This is a genomic window from Geomonas sp. Red32 (genome assembly GCF_023652955.1).
GTDB lineage: Bacteria > Desulfobacterota > Desulfuromonadia > Geobacterales > Geobacteraceae > Geomonas.
On record NZ_JAKLOY010000002.1, the window covers coordinates 49,480 to 74,172 of the forward strand.

Sequence of the window (24,693 nt, forward strand, 5' to 3'; positions counted from 1 at the left end):
ATGTCCGGCACCGCCTCCGTCCTTAGCTGCCCCGTTTGCAATCAGGTAAGCGCCCTCGATGGTCGCCATCTGGGTGGCTACGCCCTGATGGCCTGCCCCGGTTGTGGCTATCGCTTCTTTCCCAAGACCGAAGGGGTCGTCGCCGACTATGACGAGGTCTACCAGGGGGAGGAATACTTCAACGAGCAGATCCGCTCGCTACAGGAGAGCCGAGATAGTGCCGATTTTATCAACCATCCCACCTACCGGAGATTCTTCTCCCGGCTGCAACCGCAAGAAGGCCCCCGCCTCCTCGATATCGGCTGCGGGGTAGGGCGGTTCTGCCAGGCGGCAGCATCGGTTGGCTGGCAGGTGGAAGGCATCGACCTCTCCGAGCGTGCCATTGCCATCGCCGCTGCCCACCATCCCTTTCCGGTTCGGGTGGCTACCGTAGAGGCGCTGGCTGACCAATCGGCAAGCTACGACGTGATCACCGCCTTCGAGGTGCTGGAGCATCTCGATAACCCGCGTGCCTTCCTTTCCCAGGTTGCGCTCCTTCTTCGGGATGGCGGCGAATTCTTCTGTACGGTTCCGAACTGGGACTGTCAGGCGGTACAGAGCGCTACCCGCCCCGACTGGGTCCCCCCTGTGCACGTCGGCTTCCATACCGTCTCTTCCCTTAAGACCCTCGCCGTACGATCCGGATTCGCCGAGGCTGACTGCGGGGTTATCTGGACCGATCCGTTCCCGTTTCATCCGATGAACGGGTTGCGGTGGCTCAGGCGCCGGTTGCGGGGGGCCGAGAACGCGCCGCTCGGGCTTTGGCTGCACGCCCGGAAATCGGGTGCGGGGAGGCAGGGGTGAAGATCGCCCTCGTCACCTATGCCCTCCAAATCGGAGGGGTGGAGACCTTCCTCCGCCGGCTGGCCCGTTATTACCGGGCAAAGGGGCACGACGTCTGCTTCCTGGAGACCACCGAGAAGGGGCGCTGGTCGGACAGTTTTCAGCAGGACGGGTTCCGGGTGGAGAGGATTTTACCGAACCCCTGGCGCTCCCGGCGCGAGCATGCATTGGCCATCGGTGGGTTCCTGAAGGACTTCGATCTGGTCCTTCTCAACGACGCACCTTTTGCCCAGGCGGCCCTCGGCCTCCTTCCCGACCGGGCGGTGGCGATTCCGGTTCTCCACATGTACCTCACCTCCATGGTGAAGACCGCTTCCGCCAACGCCGGGAATTGGGATGCCCTCGCCGCGGTCTGCCCGGCCGGCGCCCGCAGTGCCATCCATCACGGGGCCGATGCCGGACGCGTTTCGGTGATCGCCAACGGAGTGGAGGTGCCGGAAAGCTTTCCCCGCGAGTCACGCGGACGTGAGGCCGGCGGCCCCCTGCGGATCGGGTACATCGGTAGCCTCAACCATTCCCAAAAGGGGATCCTTTACATTCCGGCCATCGTCGAACGTCTCCTCGCCGAACAGGTCGACTTCTCGCTGGACGTGATCGGAGCGGGACCGGACGCCGAGGCGCTGGCCCGGGGGCTGACTCCGGCCGGAGAAAGGGTCGTTCAGCACGGGCCACTTCCCAACGACACCGTGGTGGGAATGCTCGGCCAGCTCGACGTTCTCCTGATGCCCTCCCACTTCGAGGGGCTTCCGGTCGTTCTGTTGGAGGCCATGTCGCGGGGAGTGGTGCCGGTAGTGTCCCGGCTGGAAGGATGCACCGACTTTGCCGTCACCGATGGCAGGGACGGCCTCCTCATTCCGGTGGGGGACGTTGAAGGGTTTGCCTGCGCCCTCAAGCGGCTGGCGACGGAAAAGGATCTTCTCGCCGAGTTCGGGAAGGCCGCATGGCGAACTGCCAGCGAGCGTTTCTCGTCCCAAGGAACCGCCGAGGGCTACCTCGCCTTGGCAGATGACTGCTTGCAAAGGAAAAAGGCAGGGAAGGGGATCAGGCGCTCAGGGACCGTTGATGACGCCACCCTTGATGACTTTCCCTACCTTCCCGTCAAGTTGGTCCGCCCTGCGCGCAAGGTGCTAAGAACCTTGAGGCTCATGCCGCCGCACCGGCCCGAGCCCTTTCTCTATGTTGTACCGGGGGAGCCATGAAAAACGCCAAGATCGGTAGCAACATCCCGGCGCTGGACGGCCTGCGTGGGGTCTCGATACTCGCGGTGATCGGATTCCATGGGGATTGGCCCGGTTTTTCCGGCGGGGGGAGGGGAGTCGACCTTTTCTACGTGATCAGCGGCTACCTGATCGCCTGGCTCCTCCTTAAAGAGAAGGAGAAGTACGGGGCGGTCAGCCTGAAGAAGTTTTACTATCGCCGGATGCTCAGGATCCTGCCGGCCTTCTATGCCTTTCTGGCCGGCTATTGGATCATCTGCCAGATCTTCTTCACCGATCTTCGCAAAGACCTGCACGAATCGATGCTGATCGCCGGCACCTACTCGACCAACTTCATGATGGGGTGGTTCAACCGGAACGTGCTGATGGCGCATACCTGGTCGCTTTCCCTGGAGGAGCAGTTTTATCTCTTCTTCCCGGCCATGATCGCCTTCCTTTCCCGCCGGCAGGCCACCTTCATGGCGGCCTTGGTGGTCGTCGCCACCCCGTTGTACCGGCTGGCCATCTACCACCCGACCCTCCTCGATCGCCTGCCGCTTCGCTTTGCCTACAGTCCCGACACCCGCTTCGATACCATCATTTGGGGCTGCCTGATCGCCCTCATCATGCGGGACGAGAAGGGAAAGCAGTGGCTGGAGGCGATCTTTTGCCGGCCGGTGACGGTGGCGGCAGCGGTACTGGTCATGGCGGTCAATTGCTATTTTTCCTCGATCTCCAAGGGATTCATGGCCACGGCCGGCTACTCGCTGAGTGCGGCAAGCTTCTCCTTCCTGCTCCTTTTCATCCTGGTCCGCGAGGATCATTTCCTTAATAAGCTAATGTCCGTGAAACCGATGCAGGTGACCGGCCGTCTCTCCTACGCCCTCTACCTCTGGCATCCGGCTGCCCTTGGGATTTCCTCCAAAATAGTCCACAAGCTGCACCTCCCCGCCCAACCGGTGAGCGAGGTTTGCCTGTACCTGCTCCTTTCCTTCTCGCTGGCCGCCGCCTCCTACTGGATCATCGAGCAGCCCTTCCTCAGGCTCAAGGACAAATTCACCCTGGTAGGTGCTGCCTGATGACGGGAAGTTTGCCGAGGTACCGGATCCTGATGTTCGCCCCCGCCTTCGCCCCCTTTGCCAACCCGGAGGCGATCGTCAACTCCAAGCTGGCGCTGGCCTTTCTCCAGGCGGGGTGGGAGGTGGACGTGGTGACCCGGGACCTCGCGGCGGAGTCGAGCTACAACTACGGCTCCCAGTGGATCGATCCCTGGCTCCCGCTCAAGGAGCGGACCTATTTCGTCACCTATCCGGCTGGCGGACGGCTCGCCAGGTTCTGCGATACCGCGGTCAGCATGCTGAAGGTTGGCTCTGGGCTGGAAGGGTGCCGCTGGGCGGCCCATGCCCTCGAAACCGGGCTTCGACTCCACCGGGCCAAGCCATACCAGGTGGTTCTCTCTCGTTCGCTCCCGGATTCCGGACATCTCCCGGGCTTGGCCTTTGCCCGCCGGACCGGAATCCCGTGGGTGGCCAACTGGAACGACGCCACTGGCGAAAAGAACCTGGCTCCCTACGGAAAGGGTGCCGCTGGTAAGTTACGCTTTTTCGAGGAGAGGCTTTTGAGGGAGGTCTCAAACAGGGCGGACCTGCTTACCTTCCCCTCCGAACGGTTGCGGCGCCATGTTTGCGGCTATCTCCCTTCGTCCTCCACATCAAAAAGCACGGTGGTGAGACACGCGGCGTTATCCGGTACGCCCGCCCCGACCGCCGGTAGCGAGCGCTTCGTACTTTGCCACGCCGGCCATCTTTCGCGCTTCCGCAGGCCCGAGCTCTTCCTGGAGGGGTTGTCCGATTTCCTCGCCACCCTGGCCGACCCCAGCGATGTCCGCTTCGACATCATCGGCATCCAGGACGAGGACCTGATGAAGGTGGCCGAAACCTTTGGCATCGGCCGCCACCTGAACTTCATCGGCTGCCTCTCCTACCGGGAGACCCTCGAAAAGCTCGCTCAGTCCACCGTCAACGTCATCGTCGAGGCGGGAATCGAGGAGGGAATCTACCTGCCGGCCAAGTTCGTCGATTACGTGCAGGCTGGCCGCCCCATCCTCGCCATTATGCCCCCGCAAGGGGAGGTGGGGGACCTTCTCAACCAGCACGGCGGCGGTATTGCCGTCGATTGCACCTCCCGTGAGAAGATCGCCCAGGCGCTTGGCGATCTGTATCGGCGCTACCTGACCGGCGAGCTCTTGAACACCTTCGGGCCGGGCTGTCTTTACCCCCTCCACGCCCCGGAAACCATTACGGAAACCTATGGCGGGATCTTCGCCCGACTGCTTAACGGGAGGGGGGCATGACGCAAGGACAGCAACCGCCGGTCGCCGCCAACCGCCACCGCATTCGCCAGGGAATCCAGCGACGCACCCGGGTTTTCTTCGAACGGCTCCGGGCCATCCGCCATCGGCTGGGAGGCGTCGACATGGGAAGCGGCTGCTGCATCCAGAAAGGCGTGGAGTTCCTCTACGGGTGGCGTGTGAGGATGGGGGACGGCTGCATCGTGGATGGCTACGCGCAGTTCAAGTGCCCGACCTCCAACGCCCCCGGGCGCCGCTACAACATCGAGCTCGACGACCACGTCTTCATCGGGCGTAACGTCATCATCGACTCCAACCTCGGGATCAGCATCGGGAAGTACACCTTCGTGGCCCCCAACTGCTTCATCACCGACACCAACCACGCCTTCGCCGACCCCCTCACTCCGGTCAAGCACCAGGGGTGCACCTACGAGCGGGTCACCATCGGCCAGGACGTCTGGATCGGCGCCCATGTCGTGGTGGTGGCGGGGGTCACCATCGGCGACGGAAGCATCGTGGCCGCCAACTCCACCGTCACCCGCGACGTCCCTCCGGGCGCCGTCGTGGGGGGGAGCCCGGCCCGGGTCATCAAGTACCGTCCCGGTCTCGAGCCTGGGGACGCTCGATGAACAAAAGCTTGCCGCACGTGATGATCGCCATCCCGCTCTTACAGGTGGGAGGTACCGAGATGCAGACCCTCCACCAGGTGCGGGCGCTCGTTACCGGAGGCTTTCGCGTTTCGGTCTGTTGCTTCTATGAGCACCATCCGTCGATGGTCGCGGCCATGGAAGAGGCGGGGGCCCGCGTCATCCTGATGGGGCTTGACCGCGCACAGGGATATGGCCACCTGCTCGGCCGGCTGCGCACCCTTTTCCGGGAAGAGCAACCGCGGGCAGTGCACGTGCAGTACATCTCTCCGGGGCTGATTCCCATCCTGGCTGCACGGTTGGCCCTGGTCCCCTTCGTGTTCGCTACCGTCCACCAGCCGGGGCGGACCTACGGCGCAAAGCCGCACCTTTTGTTGCGGTTTGCTGCCGCGCTCTGCGACACCTTCTTCTGCAACTCCCTGTCGGTGGAGCGCTCCTGGTTCGGCACTGCCTCCCTTTTCACGGCGGGGCAAAGCCGCCTGAAAGGGCACTGCACTATCTACAACGCGGTAGACGTCGAAACCATCGCGCGCACATCTGCCCAGGCTCCGGCCAGCGCCATCAAGGGCGAACTAGGTGTCGGCGACGTGCCGGTCATTGCCGTCGTTGGGCGCCTTCGTTGGGAGAAAGGGCAGGGGGTCGCCATCGCCGCCCTGGCCGAGGTGGCGCGAGAGTACCCTACGGCCACCTTGCTGATGATCGGAGAAGGGCCCGATCGCGAAGCGCTTGAGCGTCAGGCGCAGGAGCTCGGGGTGGCTAACCGCATCGTCTGGCGGGGAAGGCTCGACAGCGGCCAACTCTTCCGCCTTCTCGGGGGGGTCGATCTTTTGGTGGTTCCCTCGCTGTTTGAGGGATTCGGGCTGGCAGCCGCCGAAGGGATGGCCGCCGGGCTGCCGGTGGTTGCCTCCGGGGTCGATGGTCTGGCCGAAGTCGTGGAGGACGGAGAGACCGGACTCTTGGTTCCCCCCAACGACTCCCGGGCACTGGCAGGCGCCATCGCGAGCCTTTTGGCCGATCCCGCCCGTCGGCTCCAGATGGGAGAGCGGGCGCTTTCCCGGGTGGGGAGTTTCTTCTCTTTGGAACGTTACAACCAGCAGACGCTGGCTTTCTATGGACGGGTAGCTGATGGGCAGTGAGCAGAAAACGGCGCAGCCGGCCAAACCGAACCGGAAGGGGAGCTTCCAGGCCGCCTTCAAGCGCCTGCCGGTACTCCTCAAGCTGGTCCTGGTCTTCATGATGATCATCTTCATGTGGAACTCGTCCATCCTTGGGTTCAACCTGGCCGGTCTCGCCTGGGTCTTTCCTTTCGGGCTATCCCTCCTGGTGCTGATCCAAAAGCCGAACCGGGTGAGCTTCCCGGTTTGGGTCTGGCTCCCGTGGGCGGCACTCCTTTTGGGTTACCTGATCCTCGCCGACCGCTCACTGCTCGACCCTCGCGTCAATCCGCTGCAGCGGACGGCGCAGCTCCTTTGCCCGCTGTTGATCGCCATGGCGGTTTCCACCTGCCGCCCTTCGCCCGCGGTGATGGGCGCCGTCTTGCCCGCCATGCGCGGGTTTGCCTACCTTTTGTTCGGGATTATCGCGCTCAAAAGCGGGGTGCTCTTGACCGGGCAACTGCCGGAATTCACCGACCTGGCGCCGGAGGCGATCTCCGTCACCCTCCTGTGCACGCTCTTCATCAACTCCCACCTGGTCACCGGCAACCGGCGCGACCTGGTGGTTTGGTGCGTGCTGGCCGCCATCCCGGTCATCTCGCTCACCAGGATGGCGATGGCCGTTTCGCTACTAACCTTCCCCTTAGCCTTGGGGCCCATGCGCCTATCCCGGCGGTTGGCTGCCTGCCTCCTTATCGTGGTGATCGCCGTCGCGCTCTTCTTCTCGCCCAGGGTTCAGCACAAGATGTTCTACTCGGGGAAAGGAAGTTTGAGCGACATCGGAGGGAAAGGGTTCGCCACCTCCGGCCGCAGCTTCATGCTGGCCACCATGTCAGCCGCCGCCAAGGACAAGATGCTCACTGGGCACGGAACCGGGGCCGGAGAATCCTTCGTCTACCGGCTGACCAAGTTTCTCGCCTATCCCCACAACGACTGGATGTTGACCTTCTACGACTACGGGGTGCTTGGGGTGGGGACGCTCCTTCTCTGCATCCTTTCCATGATGGCCCATGCTTTACGGCAACTGCGGCGCGCTCCCGACCCGACGACACGCATTCTGCTATTAACCGGGGCGGCCGGCTTTCTCCCGTATTGCCTGATGATGCTGACCGATAACGTCATGGTTTACTCCTCGTTTTTCGGTAACCTCCAGTTCGCCCTCTTTGGACTGGGGTACGCCTCCCTCAAGGCGAATGCGGTACCTGTGCCTGCCAAACGGAAGGTGAAGGCCCGGCCCAGAGGGGGGGAGGGGGTGTCCGGGAATGCTGCCGGGCTTCCCGCCGCGGTATGCCAGACCGCTGGCACCGACGGCAACTGATTCGAAAAATTCACTACCGGCAAAGAGGCTATGAACGATACCCAGACCGAACAACCGCAGCCCCGAGTGATCGTGGTCTCCGGCGATTTTCCCCCTCGCCACAGCGGCGTGGGCGATTACGCCTGCCACTTAAGCCGTGCCATCCAGAAGACCGGCCGTCCCCTCCATGTCCTCACCACCGTGACCCAGGAACCACCCGAGGAATGGTCGGGGATGGATGTCAGGGCGGTGATGGACGGCTGGAGCTGGGGAGAGATCCGCCACCTCCTCAACCTGATCCGCGAGGCGCCGGGCGAGACGGTGGTCAATATCCAGTATCACTGCCCGATGACCTACGGGCGGAGGCTGCTGGTCAACTTTATCCCCCTGCTTCTGCGGATCTTCTCACCGGGTACCCGCTGCGTGGTCACCATGCACGGCTTCTGGGAGCAGTCCCGCCTCTTCCAGCGGCGAACGATCCCGATGCTTCGCTGGGCGCACGGCATCGTCTACGTCGATTCCGTCAACCGTCCGCTCCTCTCCCGCTACAGCGGGCTTCCCGGGGAGCGGCTCAAGCACGTCCCCATCGGCGGAAACATCGTGCCGGTCGCCTGCGACGACAACCTCCGGGCCAGTTGGCGGCACGAACTGGACCTGAAGGAGAACGAGACTGCAATAGCCTTCTTCGGCGGGATCGCCGAGCATAAAGGGGTCCATTACCTGGTCGAGGCGGTGAGCCTTCTCCAGCAACGAAGGCCGGGATCCGTCGTTCTCCTTTTGATCGGGGGATTCAACAACGACGGCACCAACGACCTCTTCCAGGCCGAGATGAAGGAGCGGATCCGGACGCTCGGCATCGAAAGGCAGGTCCGTGCCATCGAGCCTCCGCCTCCTGAAAAGGTCTCCCGCTGCCTCTTTGCTGCCGACCTGGCCGTCTATCCGTTTGTGAACGGAGTAGGGGAGAACAGCGGAAGCATGCTGGCCGCCCTGGCCCACGGGCTTCCGACCATTATTACCTCGGGGCCGGCCAACAATCCCGACTTCGCTTCCCGCCTCGGGGTCGCCATGGTTCCCCCCCGGAGCGCTGCCGCGCTGGCCGACGAGATCGAGTCGCTACTCGGTGATGCCGACCGCCGCCGTGAGCTGAAAGCGGCCTCTTTGATAACCACCAGGCGGCTCAACTGGGATTACATCGCCCAGGAGTACCTCCGCTTCTTCGATAGCCTGCTGGTAGAAGGGGAGGCTGGGCGCCTGCCGGTGTCGGCTGCTGGCGTGGAACGGCTTCCGGTTACCCCCCTGCACGCCAGCGGGGCCCACGAACCGCTCCGGGTGGAGGTCGCCAACTCTCCCGTCCCCCTCTTCTCGGTGGTGATCCCCCTCTACAACAAGGCCGCCGAGGTGGAACGCTCGGTGCGTTCAGTCCTCGCCCAGACGGTGGGCGATTTCGAGGTCGTGGTGGTAGATGACGGGTCCACCGACCACAGCAAAGACTTGGTAGAACGGATCCAGGACCCCCGCATAAGGGTGCTGAGCCAGCCGCACGCCGGCGTTTCAATGGCTCGTAACCGGGGGATCGTGGAGGCCAAGTCGGACATGATCGCCTTCCTGGACGCCGATGACGAATGGCAACCGGAGTTCCTGGAGACCATCGTCCGGCTGACCACCTCGTTCCCGGAATGCCACATCTTCGCCACCTCCTACTTCTACGCGACCCCGGATGGCCGGGTGAGGGCTGCCGTCCCCAAAGGGATTCCTCCCCACCCGTGGGAGGGGGTAAAGGATTTTTGCATCAGTTACGATCAGGACCCTCCCTTCAACATGTCCTGCCTGGCAGTACGCAAGAGAGCGCTGGAGGCGATCGGTGGGTTCCCGGTCGGCGTCAGCGTCGGCGAAGACTTGCTGGTGAAGATGCAACTCCTCCTTCGCTTCGATCTCGCCTACTCCACCTTTCCCTGCGCGGTCTACTGGACCCCGGGAGGGATGCGGCCGGGGAGAATGCCCTCCTATCCGGACCTGGTGGGGGATCGCCTGGAAGCGCTGCGCGGCACCTGCCCGGATTGGAAGACTCCCGAGTTGGAGAACTTCATCGAGCGCTGGTACCGCGGACGCTGCATTGCCAACCTCTCGGGCGGCCGCAGCTGGCGTGCGCGCGAAGAGCTTAGGAAGGTCGCCGGCATGGGGGGGTGGCACGGAGAGCTCTACCTTCTCTTCTTCATGTCGCTCCTTCCCAAACCACTGCCGGGTGAGGCGGTCAAGGCCCTCGCCAAACTGAAGGGATATCGGCGCAGGCTCCCGTTCTAACCAGGGAAGGGCCGGCGAGCGTAAAGGGATACGGATAGCTTATGAACATCATATTCTTCACCTCTTCCCATAAGATGGGGATCACCGGGCAGCTGACCGAGCATGCGCTGGCCTTTGCCAAAGGGGGGCAGGGCAACTTCACCTTCGTTTCGGGTGAGAAGGAGCAGTTTCCCGGCCTGCACCAGCGGATGAAGGAGGCAGAGGTCTCCTCGGTCGCCATCCGCGGCATGGACGACCACGCCGACTTCGGCCGGCTGGCCAGGGAATTCGCCCAGGTCATCAGCACCACCCGTCCCGATTACGTCACGGTGCAGACCAACTGGCAGCTGGCGGTCACGGTGGCAGCCCGCTTTCTGTCCGGGATCAGGTTCAAGATCCTCTACGTGGTTCACGGCTACCGCCACAACTTCAGGTTCCGCTCGGTCGTGGCTCGGGCGGTGATGGGAGTCGCCCTCCACCTATTTGCCGACCACGTGATCACCCCCAGTTCGTTTCTCAAGGAGAAGTTCCGCTTCCTCGGGGAGAAGATCAAGGTGATCTTCATTGGCGAGGACGAGGCCCTCTTCGCAGACCACCCGTTGCCGGAGTTTGGCGGTACCAAGCGCCTGGTCTTTCCGGCCGAATTCAGAACCGGCAAGAATCAGGAGATGGTGATCAGGGCTCTCAAGGGGTACATCGATCGCACCGGGGATCAGGATGTGGAGCTGTATCTCCCGGGGAAAGGGGAGCTCGTCGCGAGCTGCCAGGAGCTTTGCCGCACCCTGGGCTTGCAGGATAAGGTCCATTTTCCCGGCTTTGTCACCCGGCCGGAAGTAGCAGAACTCTACCTATCCAGCCAGTTCGCCCTGGTCGCCTCCAACGTGGAAACCTTCGGGCACTGTGTGGTGGAGCCGTTCATCCTCGGCCGGGTGCTCCTCACCAGGCACGTCGGGGTGGCTGATGACATCATCCGGGAGGGGGAAAACGGGTTCTTCTTCGATAACGAGCAGGATCTGATGGAGCTCCTCGTGAAGGTGCTCCCCGACCATGCCCTCTGCCGCCGGGTAGCCGCCAATACCAGGCTGGAGCGGGACCGCTTCCGCTGGGACCCGATCTGCCGGCAGCATTTCGAATTGATTTTCACCTAAGCCTCCCCGGTACCTGGACGACGAGATAATGAAGATTCTCCTGGTGCACAATTTCTACGGATCCTCCGCTCCCAGCGGCGAGAACACCGTCTATCTCGCCGAGCGCGACCTCCTGGTCTCGCGCGGCGAGGAGGTGCTGGAATTCAACCGCCACAGCGACGAGATCCGGGGACAGGGGGCGGTCGGCGTGCTGAAAGGGGCGCTGGCCACTCCTTGGAACCCCTTTTCGGCACGGGCCATCCGGGAGTTGATCGCGCGGGAGCGGCCGGAGGTGGTGCATGTCCACAACAGCTTCCCGCTGATATCCCCCTCGGTCTTTAGCGCCGCACGCAGCATGGGGTGCGCCACCGTGCTCACCCTCCACAACTACCGGACCGTCTGCGCCGCCGGCATTCCGGAACGGGGAGGGGTTCCCTGCACCCTCTGCCTGGAGAAAAGGAGCTCGCTCCCCGCGCTCGCCCGCGGTTGCTACCGCGACTCCCGGGTCGCGACCGTCCCGATGGCCGCCAACATCGAGCTCCACCGGGCGCTCGGGACCTGGCGAAAGCAGGTGGACGCCTTCATCGCGCTCACCTCGTTCCAGCGCGACATGCTCTCGGTGGCGGGGCTTCCCAAGGAGAAGATCCACGTGAAGCCCCACTTCTACGACAATCCTCCCGATCCGCTTCCCTGGAGCGGCCGTGAGGCACGGGTGGTTTTCATCGGCAGGCTCGGCCAGTACAAAGGTGTGCACGTGCTGATCGAGGCCTGGAACCGATGGGGAGCAGAGGCACCGCGGCTGGAGATCATTGGCGAGGGGCCCGAACGGAAGAGGCTCGAGGAGTTCGCAGCCTGGGGCGCCGGGAAGGTGACCTTCAGCGGACATCTCCCCTTCGAGGAGGCCCAGAAACGACTTGCCTCCAGCCGGCTGCTGGTGCTTCCCTCCCTCTGTTTCGAGGGGTTCCCGATGGTGATACGGGAGGCCTTCGCCCTTGGGGTGCCGGTTGCCGGGTCCAATTTGGGCTCCATCCCCTGCATTGTCGAGGACGAGACCAACGGTGTCCTCTTCACTCCCGGCGATCCCGACGATCTCTTGGCAAAGGTCCGTACCGCCTGGGAGGAGCCACTTCTTCTGGAAGGTTTCGCCCGCCGGGCCCGCCGCAGCTTTGAAGAGCATTACACCGCTGACAGTAACTACCGCGCCTTGCAGGAGATCTACCGGAAGGCGCTTCAGCAGAGAAGGTCGTCATGACGCAAACCGCCCATTCATCCGGCGCCCGCTGGGGTGTCAAACGCATCCCGGTCTGTGGTCTCGGGATCGATTCCCTCACCCTCAACGAACTGATGCCCCTATTGGACCGCATGGTGGAGAGCAGCAACGGTTCCTACGTTTCCTTCGTGGACGGGAACCTCTTCGCCCGCGCGCTTCAGGATCCCACCATCGTGGAGGTGCTTTCCAACGCCACGATGGCGCTCCCCGACGGGGCGATGCTGATGGTGGCCTCCCGGCTCCTCGGCGAACCGCTCGCCCAGCGCCTGGTCGGTCCCAACGTGCTCTTGAGCTACCTGCGCCACGCCGCCCCCCTGGGACGGCGGCACTTCCTCTACGGAGGCGCCCCGGGGATTGCCGAGCTCATGAAGGAAAAACTGACCGCGGAGATTCCGGGACTTAGGGTGGTCGGCACCTACTGCCCCCCCTTTAGACCGCTCACCGAAGAGGAGGAGGGGGAGGTCAAGCGGATGATCGAGGAGAGCGGGGCGGAGGTCATCTGGGTCGGTCTCGGCGCCCCCAAACAGGATATCTGGATGGCCGAGCACGTAGGCCGCATCCAGGTCCCGCTCATGCTCGGCGTCGGCGCGGCTTTCGATTACCTGAGCGGTACTAAGAAACGCGCCCCCCTCATCGTCCAACGTCTCGGGATGGAATGGCTGCACCGGATGTGCACCCAGGGAGGGAGGATCTTCTGGCGTAACGCCAAGAGCCTGCCGCTCTCCTTTTACTCGGTGGTGAAAGAGGTGGTCAGGGTCAGGGTTGGCGGAGCCCGCACCGGAGGAGGTCTGTCATGAAGAAAGTGCTGGTTACCGGAGCCACCGGCTTCGTCGGGCGGGTAGTCTGCCGCCGGCTGCTCGACCGTGGGCTGGCGGTGAGAGGGACCCTGCTCCCCGGTGAGCCGTCCTTAGCGCTGGTGCCAGGGGTAGAAGGGGCCACTGTCGATCCCTTAGGCCCCGATACCGACTGGCGGCAGGCGCTTCAGGGGATCGACGGTGTCATCCACCTGGCGGCCCGCGTCCATATTATGAACGACACGGCGGCCGATCCGCTGGTGGAGTTTCGCAAGGTAAACCTGGCCGGCACCGCTCGGCTGGGGGCTCAGGCGGCTGAGTGCGGTGTGCGGCGGCTGGTCTTCGTCAGTTCGGTGAAGGTCAACGGCGAGGAGTCTCCGGCCCCTTACCGTCCCGATTCCCCTCCCAAACCGATCGATCCGTACGGGATCTCGAAGCACGAGGCGGAACAGGCCCTGAGGAGGATCGAGGCCCTGAGTGGGCTCGAGGTGGCGGTGGTACGGCCGACCCTGGTGTACGGACCGGGAGTGAAGGCCAACTTCCTTCAGCTCATGAAGGTGGTGGAGCGTGGGATCCCGCTGCCGCTTGGGTCGGTCGACAACCGCCGCACCCTCGTCTACGTGGAAAACCTCGCCGACGCCCTGGCCGCCTGCCTCCTCCATCCTGCCGCGGCCGGGGAAACCTTTTTGGTAGGGGAGGGGGGCGACCTTTCCACCCCCGATCTCATCCGCGGTATCGCCCGCTCGCTTAACCGCCCGGCCCGTCTCTATCCCATCCCTTGCTCGCTTTTGCGCCTGGCGGGGCGGCTCACCGGGAAGAGCGGGGCCGTCGACCGGCTGCTTGGCTCGCTCACCGTCGACGATTCTGCCATCCGCGGCAAGCTGGGGTGGACTCCCCCCTTCACGACCGAGGAGGGGCTGAGGGAAACCGGAGCCTGGTTCAAAAACGCCATCAAATGACGGAGCCCTGCCGATGAAGCGTCTCTTCGATTTCGTCCTTACCCTGCTGCTCATGGTGCTCTTCCTGGTGCCGATGCTGCTGGTCGCCCTAGCCGTCAAGCTGACCTCCACGGGGCCGGTCCTCTACTGGTCCGACCGGGTCGGCAGGCACAACCTGATCTTCAGGATGCCCAAGTTCCGCACCATGAGGACGGATACTCCGCCGGTGGCCACCCACCTCCTCACCGATCCCGACCGTTTCCTCACCCCGATCGGCAAATTCCTGCGCAAGTCGAGCCTGGACGAGCTTCCCCAGCTCTACAGCATCCTCAAGGGGGACATGAGCTTCGTAGGTCCGCGCCCCGCGCTCTTCAACCAGGACGACCTGGTGGCCCTGCGGACCGAGAAGGGGGTCCACACCCTCACCCCCGGCCTGACCGGCTGGGCCCAGATCAACGGCCGCGACGAGCTCCCGATCCCGGTCAAGGTCGACTACGACGCCTATTACCTCGCCAACCGCGGCTTTTTCTTCGATCTCCGCATCATGATGCTCACCTTTCTGAAAGTTGTCCGCCGAGAGGGGGTCCAGCACTAGCAAAGCTCCCTCCCGCCGCGACATAGATCGCTCCCCCTCCTTTCGCCATGCACTGGTTTATACTTAATCCGCGCCTTGCCAACCCATTAGCATGATGCTATAGTTCACTCCATTAAATTCCCCCAATACAACTTCGGGAAGTCCTGATGCCGACCGCATTGCCACACGGTGCAGTTGGCGTTTTTCGTTCATCGGCCGGACACCAACCGTTGCCAGGGAGAAGCCATGACCGCCCCCCTTAACAACCTCAATTGGCACCAGCACTGGCTTAAGCGGCGCCAGTACCGGGAACGCAACGGGCACGCTCCGCGGCTCCTCTGGTTTACCGGGCTTTCCGGCTCCGGCAAGTCGACCCTTGCTCGCGCGGTGGAGGAGCGGCTGTTCGCTCGCGGCTGGTATACCTACCTCCTGGACGGCGATCACCTGCGCTACGGATTGAACAACGACCTCGGCTTTTCCGCCGCCGACCGCAAGGAAAACATCCGTAGGGTAGGGGAGGTTGCCCGGCTGATGGTGGAGGCGGGGCTGGTGGTCCACGCAGCCTTCATCTCCCCCTTCGCGGAGGACCGCGACCGCGTCCGTTCCCTGCTGCCGCCGGGGCAGTTCGTGGAGATCTACCTGAAGTGCCCCCTCGACGTCTGCGAGCTGCGTGATCCCAAGGATCTCTACCGCAAGGCCCGTGCGGGAGAGATCCCCGAATTTACCGGCATCGACAGCCCCTACGAGGAGCCGCCCCGTCCCGAGCTGGTGATCGACACCAGCCGGACCGATCTCGACCGCTCCGTCGCAACGATCCTGAACTACCTGGACGGGAGGTGAACTTGGTGGCTGAATCGTTCTCGCTGGTGCTGACCGGCCATGTCGACCATGGTAAATCGACCCTCCTGGGGAGGCTCTACGCCGACACCGGCACCCTCCCCACCGGACACCTCGAAAAGGTGCAGGCCATCTGCCAGCGCCAGGGAAAGTCCTTCGAGTACGCCTTCCTCTTCGACGCCTTCCTCGAGGAGCAGGAACAGGGAATCACCATCGACGTCGCCCGCGCCTTCTTCAACTGGAAGGGGCGCCGCTACCTGATCCTCGATGCTCCCGGCCACAAGGAATTCATCAGGAACATGGTCTCCGGCGCATCGCGTGCCGAGGCAGCGGCCATCATCGTAGACGCCGCCGAAGGGGTGCAGGAACAGTCCCGCCGCCACGCCTACCTCCTGAAACTCCTCGGCATCCGGCAGCTGCTAGTGGTGGTCAACAAAATGGACCTCGTCCGCTTCTCGCACGAGGCCTTCCGTGCCATCGAGCGGGACTTCCGCGCGGTCCTGGAGCCTCTCGGGCTCGTCCCGCGCCAGTTCATCCCGGTCTGCGCCCGCGAGGGGGACAACGTCGCCGCCGCCAGCCTCAGGCTCGACTGGTACCAGGGGCCGACCCTGTTGGGCGCCCTGGAAAAGCTCGAAAAGGCCCCCGACCGCCACGACCTTCCCCTGCGCTTCCCGGTCCAGGATGTGTACAAGTTCGACGACCGGCGGATCGTGGCGGGACGGGTGGAATCCGGGGAGCTCAGGCTTGGGGACCGGCTCCTGTTTTCACCCTCCGGCAAAACAGGCCGCGTGAAAAGCATCGAGGCCTTCAACGCCGCTACCCCTCCTCGTTCCGTCCCGGCCGGATACTCAACCGGCTTCACTTTGGAGGAGCAGATCTTCATCGAGCGGGGAGAAGTCGCCACCCTGGCGGATGCCGCTCCAGCGGTGACCTCGTTGTTTCGGGCGGTGGTCTTCTGGATGGGGAACGCGCCCTTGGAGCCGGCCAAGCGCTATCTGCTGCGGATTGGTACGCTGGAAACGGAGATGGAAATCGATGCGGTGGTGGCGGTTATCGACTCCTCGACCCAGCTGCGCAGTGAAAAGAGCCGCTCGGTCGCCCGTAACGAAGTGGCCGAAGTCGCCATCTCCACCCGTCGCCCCGTCGCGCTCGACTGCTACGGCGACCTGGAGGCCACCGGACGCTTCGTCATCGTGGACGGCTACGATATCTGCGGCGCCGGGGTGGTCACCGCGCCCTCACCAGAGCTAGCCGCGCGACGCCGGGCCATCGATTCGCGCCCGGCCGTCGCGCGCGGAGCCGTGGCCCTGCGGGAGAGGATCCGGCGCAACGGGCACCGCCCGGCCCTGGTCGTTCTCTCCGCCCCCCCCACCCGTAGGCTCCTGCGGCTTGCGCGCAGGCTCGAGCGCCGTCTCTTCTCCGCGGGGCGGCAGGTCTATCTCTTTAATCCCCGGGAGCTGGTGGACGGCCTTGCCGCCGGTGCCAATTTCGGCCACGAGGTGATCGAGGAACGGGCTGTCGCCGGCATGATGCGCCCTCTGCTCGACGCCGGCCTGGTGGTCATCGCGGTCATCGCCCCCCCGGCCATCGGGTGGGAGCCCCTTCGTCGTGAGCTAGCGCCCCATTTACTGGTGGTGCTATCACCGCCTTTTGGTGAGGCTACGACCAACAGCGAGGCAGGTGACGCCCTGAACGTTGACCGAGGGGATTCTCTGGAGCTGACCATCCAATTGCTGATGGAACAAATGGAGTCGTCCGATCCTTTCGGTCTCCCTCAGCTGTGGGAATGAAGCTTTTGTGGACCTCTTCTCATTGACACTGCGCACTCATCGGCTGACAAGATTGGTAGCTATTCAGTCATAAAGCTGTCATAAAAGTTGAAAAAGGCTTTCATCATGCTCACAAAACGCACAAATTTCACTGAAATATTGATGCAAAAGGGGAATGTGAAGAATTATGTCTTAGAAAGTTATATTAAAAAGTTGAATTCCAAGGGGCTCATGCTATACTTTTCGCTCTGCCGGCAGGAAGGACTCACTTTAGGGTAATTTCTTGGGTACATACCGGTTTTTCTGGGGGCGAAATGTTCCGAACCAAGAGGTTTCTGGTCTTTTTTCTCGATATCTTCCTGATCGCTTCATCCATTGTCATATCGTTTCTGTTGCGTTTTGACTTCGACGTTCCTCCCGAGCGGTGGCAACAGCTTGTTCAGGCACTTACCGTCGCCTTGATCGCCAAGCCGATCCTGTTCGCCGCTTCCGGCATGTACCGGAACATCTGGCGCTACGCCTCGCTGCAGGACGCCTACGAGATCTTCAAGGTCGTCTCCTTTTCCTCCCTGGTCACCGCCTTCACCCTGGTTTCCGTCAGGGGACAGTATGCCGTCCCCCGTTCCATCTACGTGCTGGACTGGTTCGTCCTCTTCGCCCTGGTGGCCGCCAGCCGCCTGCTCTGGAGGATCTACCGCGAGACGCGGGTGATCCCGTCGCTGCGCAAAGGGAAGCGGACCCTGATCATCGGCGCCGGGGAGGCCGGCAACCTGCTGTTGAAGGAGATCAGGAAGCAGTCGAACTCTCCCTACAACGTGGTCGGCTTCGTCGACGACGACAAGGATAAGCGTGGCCTGCGCCTGTCGGGGGTGCGGGTGCTCGGCGGGACCGACCGCCTGCGGGCGCTGATCCGCACCCACCGCGTCGAGGAGGTCATCTTCGCCATCCCCTCCGGCGACCGCGCCCTCATGCGCCGCGTCATCAACAACTGCGAACGGGCCAAGGCCCGCTTCAAGACGCTGCCGGGGATCACCGCCATCATCGACGGCAAGGTTTCCGTCTCCCAGATCAAGTCGGTCGAGATCGAGGACCTCCTCGGCCGCGAGCCGGTGGTCCTCGACCAGAGCGCCATCCGGAGCTACCTCACCGACAAGCGGGTGCTGGTCACCGGCGCAGCCGGGAGCATCGGCAGCGAGATCTGCCGGCAGGTCGCCCGTTTCAGCCCGGCCAAGCTCATCCTGTTCGACAACGCCGAGACGCCCCTTTTCTACATCGAGAAGGAGCTCACCGCCGCCAACCCGGAGCTGCGCATCATCCCGATCGTGGGTGACGTGAAGTGCCAGGATCGCGTGGAAGCGATCTTCGACGAGTTCGGCCCCGACGTCGTCTTTCACGCCGCCGCCTACAAACACGTGGCAATGATGGAGTACAACCCGACCGAGGCGATCCTCAACAACGTGATGGGCTCCAAGATCGTGGCCGACGCCGCCCACAAGTTCAAGGTCCACAATTTCGTCATGGTCTCCACCGACAAGGCGGTCAACCCCACCAACATCATGGGGGCCAGCAAGCGGAGCGCCGAGATCTACGTCCAGACACTCTCCCGCTCCAGCCGCACCAATTTCACCACCGTCCGCTTCGGCAACGTGCTCGGCAGCAACGGGAGCGTCATTCCGCTGTTCAAGGAGCAGATCGGTAAGGGTGGGCCGGTAACGGTCACCGACAAGGACGTGGTCCGCTACTTCATGACCATCCCCGAAGCTTCCCAGCTGGTGCTGCAGGCCGGCTGCATCGGCAAAGGGGGCGATATCTTCGTGCTCGATATGGGCGAGCCGGTACGCATCCTTACCCTGGCCGAGGAGCTTATCCGCCTCTCCGGCCTTGTTCCCTACCGTGACATCGACATCGTCTTTACCGGCCTGAAGCCGGGCGAGAAACTCTTCGAGGAGCTCTTGATCGACGGCGAGGGGATCAAGCCGACCACCCACTGCAAGATCCGGGTCATGGCACCGGTCGATACCGATTTGAAGACCACCAGCAAGCTTTTGGAAGAGCTCTTCGAGCTGGCGAGAAACTCCGATCTCGGCGGCGTCATGTCCTGCCTCAAGGAACTGGTGCCCGAGTTCGCACCCCGCTACAACTTCCATGGTGTGGCACCGTCGCCGGCGTTCCAGCGGGTCCGTCCCGACCTCTTCCCGCCCAAGCCCAACATCGTCAGAAACCTCCGGGTCGCCAGCCCGAGCGAGGGGTCGGCCGCCTGACCGGCTCCTGGATTTCCCATTGACACTAATGAAGGTGGACGGGTATCGTCACCGCTATCGTCCGGGGCTCATGGCCGCTCCCGGTTTATAGCGCGCCCCGGCCCCCGGACCGGAGCTTCCCTCGGCATTCCCCTCGCCCCTGCAATGTGGTTACTGTAAATGAAGCTATCGACAGTCGTTTTCGCTCTCGTTCTGACCCTGCTGGCTTACCCCTGCACCGTTTTCGCCCTTTCGTCGGCGAACATCCCGCTGGACAGCCCGATTTATCTCTATCTTGAGAAGCTCGCCGGGTATGGCCTGATCGAAACCGACGTGAAGGGGATTCGTCCCTTCTCGAAAACCGAGGCGGCCAGGCTTTTGCTGGAGGCCGAGGACCGGCTCGAGGCCGGAAGTTATCCTCCCCTGGCCAGGGAGTTCGCCACCAGGCTGCGGACCCTGATCCCGCGGGAGGCGAACCTTTATCAACAGCCTGACCAGGCACCCACCTTCGATTACAACCCATTCTCCCAGGCCCGCCTTCGTTACGTCTACCTGGACGGAGTCCCGCGCAACTACTACCGCGCGGTCAACGACCCGGGCAACGACGGCGTCTTCGGCATCGGCAGCGGGCTGCGTCCCCCCAACCCGTACCCGGATCCGGTTCAGCAGCGCGGCAGCGAAGGGACCCCCCTCTTCGAAAACAACGAAGGGGTCGTCTACGGCAGGGGCAACAACCTCGACCTGAGATTCGACGCCGAGGCCTACTACAAAAGTTCCGCAGCACTGCTGCTGGAGCCGATGTTCCTCTATTCCCAGGCCGACGGCGACAGTCGCGTCCGGCTCGACAAGGGATACCTCAAGGTGGGAGGAGAGGGGGCCGAGCTCGAAGTGGGGCGGGACGAGAACTGGTTCGGCCTTGGCTACCGGGGCGCCCTGACCCTCTCCAATAATGCCAAGAACTTCGATTTCGTGAAGATATCGAGCCCGGAGCCGGTGAAAAGCCGCTACCTCTGGGACCTGAAATACAGCCTCCTTTTTTCCCGGTTCGAAAAGACCGTCACCGACGGAATGGAACGCCAGCCCTGGTACGTGGCCGGCAAGCTCTCCTTCAAGCCGCTCGAGGACCTCGAGTTCGGGATCAACTTCGGGCGCCAGATCGGCGGCCCCGGGGTCGACAACCATGCCATGGAGGTGCTGCGCGGCATCGTCGGCGGGACCAGCAAGGACAACACCAACTCGCTCGCCGGCTTCGAACTGCGTGCCCGGCTCTCCTGGCTGAGGGAGACCGAGGTATTCGCCGAGTACTCCGGCGAGGATGCCGCCGCCTTCTGGCCCATCGTGGAGAGCTACCTGGCGGGCTTCTACATCCCGCGGCTGACCGACGACGGAGCCAACGACCTCCGTTTCGAATACTTCCGGGGCAACAACATCCTCTACACCAACGGAACCTTCGTCGAAGGGTACTTGCGCGACGGGCTTCCCATCGGGCACTCCCAAGGGGGCGCCACCCAGGACTTCTTTCTCCGCTACAGCCACTGGTTCAATCCGCGCAACAACCTGGCGTTTGAGGGGTTCCGGACCTCTCGTGGCGATGCCGGCCGTCTCCCCGTCGACGCCGCCGGAACCTTCGACCCCAACGGCACGATGGAGGCGGTCGAGCGCACGTACGCCGTCCGGGTGCACTGGATGCTTCCGGTGGCCGGCGACTGGAACGCGCTCTTGTCCTGGGGCCACGAATGGGTGGAAAACTTCAACCTCAAGGCGGGCGTCAACCGCTCGAACGAACTGGTGCGTGCCGAGCTCTCCTACCGTTATTAATCTCGATTTCCTGCTAACTCTTTATTTCCGTGCCGATTCGCGCTATATTTCCTGATCTCGTTTTCCGGATCCCCCAACAGCGAAGGTAGGCGCCATGTACTGTGAGTTTTTCGGCTTCCGGGAAAGTCCCTTCACCATCACCCCGAACCCCCGTTTTCTCTTCATGAGCGAGCGGCACCGGGAGGCGTTCGCCCACCTCCTCTACGCCATCGACAGCCGGGCCGGTTTCGTCGAGCTTACCGGCGAGGTCGGGACGGGAAAGACCACCCTTTTGCGGACTTTTCTCAACCGCCTCGATTCCAAGGGGCACCGCACCGCGCTCATCTTCAACCCCTGCCTGTCGTCCTTGGAACTCCTGCGGAGCATCAACCGGGAGTTCGGCATCCCCTGGGAGATGGAGAGCCGAATCGACCTCCTGCAGCAGCTCAACACCTTCCTTCTCGAGCAGAAGAAGGCCGGGCGGGCGGTGGTGCTGGTCATGGACGAGGCGCAGAATCTTTCCGCCGAGGTGCTGGAGCAGATCCGCCTGATCTCCAACCTGGAGACCGAGACCGACAAGCTGATCCAGATCGTCCTCTCCGGGCAGCCCGAGCTTTTGGCCTTGCTGGCCAAGGACGAGCTGCGGCAGCTCAACCAGAGGATCACGGTCCGCTACCACCTGCTGCCGATGGACTTCGACTGCGTCGGGCGCTACATCGACCACCGCATGGAATTGGCCGGCCGGTTCCGGGCCGCCCAGTTCACACCGGGAGCCCTCAAAAAGATCTATCGCTTCTCGGGTGGCGTTCCGCGCCTGGTGAACATCGTATGCGACCGTGCCCTGCTGATCGGCTACACCGAGGAGACGCGGGTCATCAATGGACGGATCGCCTCCCAGGCGATCTCCGAGGTGACGGGACGAAGCCCCTATGCCAGGGGGGTGGCTTTCTTCAGCCGCCTGCTGCGCTTTCTGCCCCGCTGATATTTGAAAGGACCGAGGTGAATACCCAATGAGTTCGATTCTTAAGGCCCTTGAAAAGGCTGAACAGTCCTCCTCCACACGGCGTGGCGGTCCCGAGCGGATCGTCGCTTCCCGCCAGCAGCGCCCTTCCTGGGTGCTTCCGGCCGGAGTCATCGGTGGCGCCGCAGTGGCGGCGATGCTTACCTATGCCGCCATGGGAGGATTCAGCAAACACAACGAAAAGGTTGCCGCCCAAGCGGTCACTCCTCCCGTTCAGGCTGTGCCCGCCGAACCGGCACCGGCCCCGGCGGCAACCAAGGCAGCCACGGCTGTTGCACCGGTGGCCGCACCTGCGGCACCCGCTTCGGTACCGGCAGCGGCCGCCCCGGTAGCCGCCAAGGCAGCTCCGGCGCCTGCCGCCAAAAACGCACCCCCCGTTAAAGCCGTGGCCAAGCCGGCCAAGCAGCCGGTGGCCAAGGCGTCGGCCGCCGCTCAACCGGCCCGAACGGTCACGGCGGCCAAGGCGATACGCCCCGGCCGCGATGCTTCCCGTCCGGCGGCTGCCGTTCAACCGGCCGCGGTGCCTCTCCAGCTGGCGAGCCCTTCGCCCGCCCCGGCGGCTGCCGAGCCCGCCCGTCCCGAGCTGCGGGTCACCGGAATCGCCTGGCAGAACAACAGCGAGTCGAGCGTGGCCATCGTCAACGGACGGATGTTGCAGCAGGGGGGGAGCGTCGACGGCTACCGCATTGAAAAGATCTTCGAGGACAGAGTCCGCCTGAGCAGCAAGGGGGGGACCGTCGAGGTGCCTCTCACCGGGGGCGAATAGGAGAAACAGTGGCACCACGAGACAAATCGACGGATAACTGGGAGGCCCTCTGTAATCAGTGCGGCCTCTGCTGTTTTGAAAAGCTGGAAGACGAGGATGGAAGGATCCTCTACACCTCGACGCCGTGCCGGTATCTCGACATCTCGACCCGGCGCTGCAAGGTGTACAACAAGCGTTTCAAGGTGAACCCCGAGTGTGTCCAGCTCACTCCCGAGCTAGTCAAAGAACTCAAGTGGCTTCACCGTAGCTGCGGCTACAAAGTCGCCCTTAAAAAAGAGAGCGAATAGACACCGTACCCCATCCTCATCCCAGCTTCGAAGGGGAGGGTGCGTGTTACGGAACGAAGAGCAATATCGCCCCCGGCGACTAACAGTGTGAAGGAGACAGTGAATTGGCAAAAGTGATCAAATTCGAAGCGAATGGCAGGCTTTCCAGCAAGGCTTTCCAAGCGCTGGATCTGCAGGAGAAGCGGAGGTACCTGGCAACCCGAGACGCCAAGGAAAAGATGGAGCTGATCGTCTCCGACCCGGATGCCAAGAGGCTCGCCGCCTCGTTCGAACCGCAGGAATTCTACTGGCTGGTCAAGGATATAGGGGAGACCGACGCGCTGGAGCTCCTGGAGCTTGCCTCGCCGGAGCAGTCGGTGTTTTTCTTCGACCTCGAGACCTGGGATGGTTACGACTTTTCCGAGGATAAGACGTGCGAATGGCTGGCCCATTTCCTGGAAGGGGGCGAGGCGCGCATCCACCAACTGCTGAAGCGTCTCGACTTCGAGTTCCTGCAGCTCTTCTTGTCCCGCGAGCTGATCGTCGGTGGAGGTATCGGCGACCAGAGCAACGACGAGGAGCGGCTGGCGGAATATGACCACACCTTAGACGGCGTTTTCATGCTGACCTTCAAGAATCCCGAGCACAGCCAGTTGATCGGGGCTTTCCTCTCCATGCTCATCAAGCTGGACAACCCGCTCTACACCGCGCTCATGGAGGGAATCAAGGGGGACGTCGACCTCGAGCTCGAGGAAAGCTGCCTCCGCTTCAGGACCGGCCGTCTGGAAGATCTCGGCTTTCCCCCGTTCGAGGAGGCGGTCTCCATCTACGCCCGGGTCAATCCTGCCAACTTCCAGCTGGAGGGCGACAAGGACCTCTCGTTGATTGCCGAAGAGGGCGCCGTGATACCGCTGCCGTCCCAGGACGAAACGCTTTTCTTCCGGGCCTTGGCAATCGCCGAGCGTCCGGCTCTCGTGCAGGAGCTGAATTACCTGGTGAACAGCGCCCTGGTCGCCGAGGGGCAAGCGATGAGGGAGCCGGAGGCGATGGGGGACATCGCCCGGCGCACCTGTGGCTACCTCAATATCGCCCTGGAAAGCCTCTGCGGCACCGATGAAGAGAAAGCGGCGGGGATTCTGCGGAGCGAGCGTCTCAAGCACCTTTTCCAGCTTGGCTTCAGCATCGTCTACCAGCTGCACTTCGAGGCCGAGAAGATCAAGGCGACCGATCCGGCCACGGAAAAACTACTGGGGGGCCTTTTGGCCAAGCGTCCCCGCTACTACCGTGCTCTCGACCCCGATGCCGTCGATGCCTACCGCGAGTTCCGCGACCTGGCCGACGTGAAGCGAAATACCGAACTCCTCAACGGGCTCATCGGCTGACGCCGAGGCAAGGCGGGCCAGGATGGGGACGCCCCTCCCGTAAAGATAGGGTGGCTTTCATAGAGCCACCCTATCTTCGTTATCATGAAGTTGCGGGGTTTCGGAT

21 protein-coding genes are annotated in these 24,693 nt (G+C 63.1%); all 21 read left to right on the plus strand.

Translation table 11 applies throughout. The features are described from left to right. Complete coding sequence (locus L4X63_RS07205) at positions 1-843, plus strand: class I SAM-dependent methyltransferase (RefSeq protein WP_250677942.1); 843 nt, start codon at positions 1-3, stop codon at positions 841-843. Beyond that, the gene (locus tag L4X63_RS07210; RefSeq protein WP_250677943.1) at positions 840-2,081 is read left to right on the plus strand and encodes a glycosyltransferase family 4 protein; all 1,242 of its coding nucleotides are present in this window, start codon (positions 840-842) and stop codon (positions 2,079-2,081) included. The genes L4X63_RS07205 and L4X63_RS07210 overlap by 4 nt, the downstream gene beginning before the upstream one ends. Beyond that, complete coding sequence (locus L4X63_RS07215) at positions 2,078-3,157, plus strand: acyltransferase family protein (RefSeq protein ID WP_250677944.1); 1,080 nt, start codon at positions 2,078-2,080, stop codon at positions 3,155-3,157. The genes L4X63_RS07210 and L4X63_RS07215 overlap by 4 nt, the downstream gene beginning before the upstream one ends. After that, positions 3,157-4,431, plus strand: a complete 1,275-nt coding sequence (locus tag L4X63_RS07220; RefSeq protein WP_250677945.1) for a glycosyltransferase — start codon at positions 3,157-3,159, stop codon at positions 4,429-4,431. Before L4X63_RS07215 ends, L4X63_RS07220 begins: the two co-directional genes overlap by 1 nt. After that, positions 4,428-5,057: an acyltransferase gene (locus L4X63_RS23595; RefSeq protein ID WP_284694537.1), complete on the plus strand. Its 630-nt coding sequence runs from the start codon at positions 4,428-4,430 to the stop codon at positions 5,055-5,057. The genes L4X63_RS07220 and L4X63_RS23595 overlap by 4 nt, the downstream gene beginning before the upstream one ends. Beyond that, complete coding sequence (locus tag L4X63_RS07230) at positions 5,054-6,211, plus strand: glycosyltransferase family 4 protein (protein ID WP_250677946.1); 1,158 nt, start codon at positions 5,054-5,056, stop codon at positions 6,209-6,211. The genes L4X63_RS23595 and L4X63_RS07230 overlap by 4 nt, the downstream gene beginning before the upstream one ends. Further along, on the plus strand, positions 6,201-7,547 hold the full coding sequence (locus tag L4X63_RS07235) for an O-antigen ligase family protein (RefSeq protein WP_250677947.1): 1,347 nt from the start codon (positions 6,201-6,203) through the stop codon (positions 7,545-7,547). Before L4X63_RS07230 ends, L4X63_RS07235 begins: the two co-directional genes overlap by 11 nt. Before the next feature lie 30 nt (positions 7,548-7,577). Beyond that, positions 7,578-9,827: a glycosyltransferase gene (locus tag L4X63_RS07240; protein WP_250677948.1), complete on the plus strand. Its 2,250-nt coding sequence runs from the start codon at positions 7,578-7,580 to the stop codon at positions 9,825-9,827. Between the two features lie 41 nt (positions 9,828-9,868). Next, the gene (locus L4X63_RS07245; RefSeq protein ID WP_250677949.1) at positions 9,869-10,954 is read left to right on the plus strand and encodes a glycosyltransferase family 4 protein; all 1,086 of its coding nucleotides are present in this window, start codon (positions 9,869-9,871) and stop codon (positions 10,952-10,954) included. Between the two features lie 28 nt (positions 10,955-10,982). After that, positions 10,983-12,185: a glycosyltransferase family 4 protein gene (locus tag L4X63_RS07250; protein ID WP_250677950.1), complete on the plus strand. Its 1,203-nt coding sequence runs from the start codon at positions 10,983-10,985 to the stop codon at positions 12,183-12,185. After that, positions 12,182-13,000, plus strand: coding sequence for a WecB/TagA/CpsF family glycosyltransferase (locus L4X63_RS07255; RefSeq protein WP_250677951.1), 819 nt, complete (start codon positions 12,182-12,184; stop codon positions 12,998-13,000). Before L4X63_RS07250 ends, L4X63_RS07255 begins: the two co-directional genes overlap by 4 nt. Further along, positions 12,997-13,956: an NAD-dependent epimerase/dehydratase family protein gene (locus tag L4X63_RS07260; RefSeq protein WP_250677952.1), complete on the plus strand. Its 960-nt coding sequence runs from the start codon at positions 12,997-12,999 to the stop codon at positions 13,954-13,956. Before L4X63_RS07255 ends, L4X63_RS07260 begins: the two co-directional genes overlap by 4 nt. Before the next feature lie 13 nt (positions 13,957-13,969). After that, positions 13,970-14,530, plus strand: coding sequence for a sugar transferase (locus L4X63_RS07265; protein ID WP_250677953.1), 561 nt, complete (start codon positions 13,970-13,972; stop codon positions 14,528-14,530). A gap of 225 nt (positions 14,531-14,755) precedes the next feature. Beyond that, positions 14,756-15,349, plus strand: coding sequence for an adenylyl-sulfate kinase (gene cysC / locus L4X63_RS07270; RefSeq protein ID WP_250677954.1), 594 nt, complete (start codon positions 14,756-14,758; stop codon positions 15,347-15,349). Between the two features lie 5 nt (positions 15,350-15,354). Then, positions 15,355-17,136 (plus strand): sulfate adenylyltransferase subunit 1, encoded by a 1,782-nt coding sequence (locus tag L4X63_RS07275; protein ID WP_250677955.1) that lies wholly within the window; start codon positions 15,355-15,357, stop codon positions 17,134-17,136. Between the two features lie 293 nt (positions 17,137-17,429). Continuing rightward, complete coding sequence (locus L4X63_RS07280) at positions 17,430-19,376, plus strand: polysaccharide biosynthesis protein (protein ID WP_250677956.1); 1,947 nt, start codon at positions 17,430-17,432, stop codon at positions 19,374-19,376. Positions 19,377-19,535: 159 nt separating this feature from the next. Continuing rightward, the gene (locus L4X63_RS07285) at positions 19,536-21,173 is read left to right on the plus strand and encodes a capsule assembly Wzi family protein (RefSeq protein WP_250677957.1); all 1,638 of its coding nucleotides are present in this window, start codon (positions 19,536-19,538) and stop codon (positions 21,171-21,173) included. Between the two features lie 94 nt (positions 21,174-21,267). After that, positions 21,268-22,134: an ExeA family protein gene (locus L4X63_RS07290; protein ID WP_250677958.1), complete on the plus strand. Its 867-nt coding sequence runs from the start codon at positions 21,268-21,270 to the stop codon at positions 22,132-22,134. A 28-nt stretch (positions 22,135-22,162) separates the two neighbouring features. Beyond that, positions 22,163-22,939: a hypothetical protein gene (locus L4X63_RS07295; protein WP_250678331.1), complete on the plus strand. Its 777-nt coding sequence runs from the start codon at positions 22,163-22,165 to the stop codon at positions 22,937-22,939. Between the two features lie 8 nt (positions 22,940-22,947). Then, positions 22,948-23,226 carry a YcgN family cysteine cluster protein gene (locus tag L4X63_RS07300; protein ID WP_250677959.1) on the plus strand — a complete coding sequence of 93 codons (279 nt, stop codon included), beginning with the start codon at positions 22,948-22,950 and terminating at the stop codon, positions 23,224-23,226. A 113-nt stretch (positions 23,227-23,339) separates the two neighbouring features. Next, positions 23,340-24,587, plus strand: coding sequence for a DUF6178 family protein (locus tag L4X63_RS07305; protein WP_250678316.1), 1,248 nt, complete (start codon positions 23,340-23,342; stop codon positions 24,585-24,587). Positions 24,588-24,693: the final 106 nt, after the last annotated feature.

What these genes read in the sequence shown, in the direction of transcription:
- L4X63_RS07245 (WP_250677949.1), top strand. Translation starts at nt 9,869, where the DNA reads ATGAACATCATATTCTTCACCTCTTCCCATAAGATGGGGATCACCGGG.
- L4X63_RS07235 (WP_250677947.1), top strand. Translation starts at nt 6,201, where the DNA reads ATGGGCAGTGAGCAGAAAACGGCGCAGCCGGCCAAACCGAACCGGAAG.
- L4X63_RS23595 (WP_284694537.1), top strand. Translation starts at nt 4,428, where the DNA reads ATGACGCAAGGACAGCAACCGCCGGTCGCCGCCAACCGCCACCGCATT.
- L4X63_RS07280 (WP_250677956.1), top strand. Translation starts at nt 17,430, where the DNA reads ATGTTCCGAACCAAGAGGTTTCTGGTCTTTTTTCTCGATATCTTCCTG.
- L4X63_RS07255 (WP_250677951.1), top strand. Translation starts at nt 12,182, where the DNA reads ATGACGCAAACCGCCCATTCATCCGGCGCCCGCTGGGGTGTCAAACGC.
- L4X63_RS07290 (WP_250677958.1), top strand. Translation starts at nt 21,268, where the DNA reads ATGTACTGTGAGTTTTTCGGCTTCCGGGAAAGTCCCTTCACCATCACC.
- L4X63_RS07205 (WP_250677942.1), top strand. Translation starts at nt 1, where the DNA reads ATGTCCGGCACCGCCTCCGTCCTTAGCTGCCCCGTTTGCAATCAGGTA.
- L4X63_RS07260 (WP_250677952.1), top strand. Translation starts at nt 12,997, where the DNA reads ATGAAGAAAGTGCTGGTTACCGGAGCCACCGGCTTCGTCGGGCGGGTA.
- L4X63_RS07240 (WP_250677948.1), top strand. Translation starts at nt 7,578, where the DNA reads ATGAACGATACCCAGACCGAACAACCGCAGCCCCGAGTGATCGTGGTC.
- L4X63_RS07220 (WP_250677945.1), top strand. Translation starts at nt 3,157, where the DNA reads ATGACGGGAAGTTTGCCGAGGTACCGGATCCTGATGTTCGCCCCCGCC.
- L4X63_RS07285 (WP_250677957.1), top strand. Translation starts at nt 19,536, where the DNA reads ATGAAGCTATCGACAGTCGTTTTCGCTCTCGTTCTGACCCTGCTGGCT.
- L4X63_RS07230 (WP_250677946.1), top strand. Translation starts at nt 5,054, where the DNA reads ATGAACAAAAGCTTGCCGCACGTGATGATCGCCATCCCGCTCTTACAG.
- L4X63_RS07295 (WP_250678331.1), top strand. Translation starts at nt 22,163, where the DNA reads ATGAGTTCGATTCTTAAGGCCCTTGAAAAGGCTGAACAGTCCTCCTCC.
- cysC (WP_250677954.1), top strand. Translation starts at nt 14,756, where the DNA reads ATGACCGCCCCCCTTAACAACCTCAATTGGCACCAGCACTGGCTTAAG.
- L4X63_RS07265 (WP_250677953.1), top strand. Translation starts at nt 13,970, where the DNA reads ATGAAGCGTCTCTTCGATTTCGTCCTTACCCTGCTGCTCATGGTGCTC.
- L4X63_RS07250 (WP_250677950.1), top strand. Translation starts at nt 10,983, where the DNA reads ATGAAGATTCTCCTGGTGCACAATTTCTACGGATCCTCCGCTCCCAGC.
- L4X63_RS07215 (WP_250677944.1), top strand. Translation starts at nt 2,078, where the DNA reads ATGAAAAACGCCAAGATCGGTAGCAACATCCCGGCGCTGGACGGCCTG.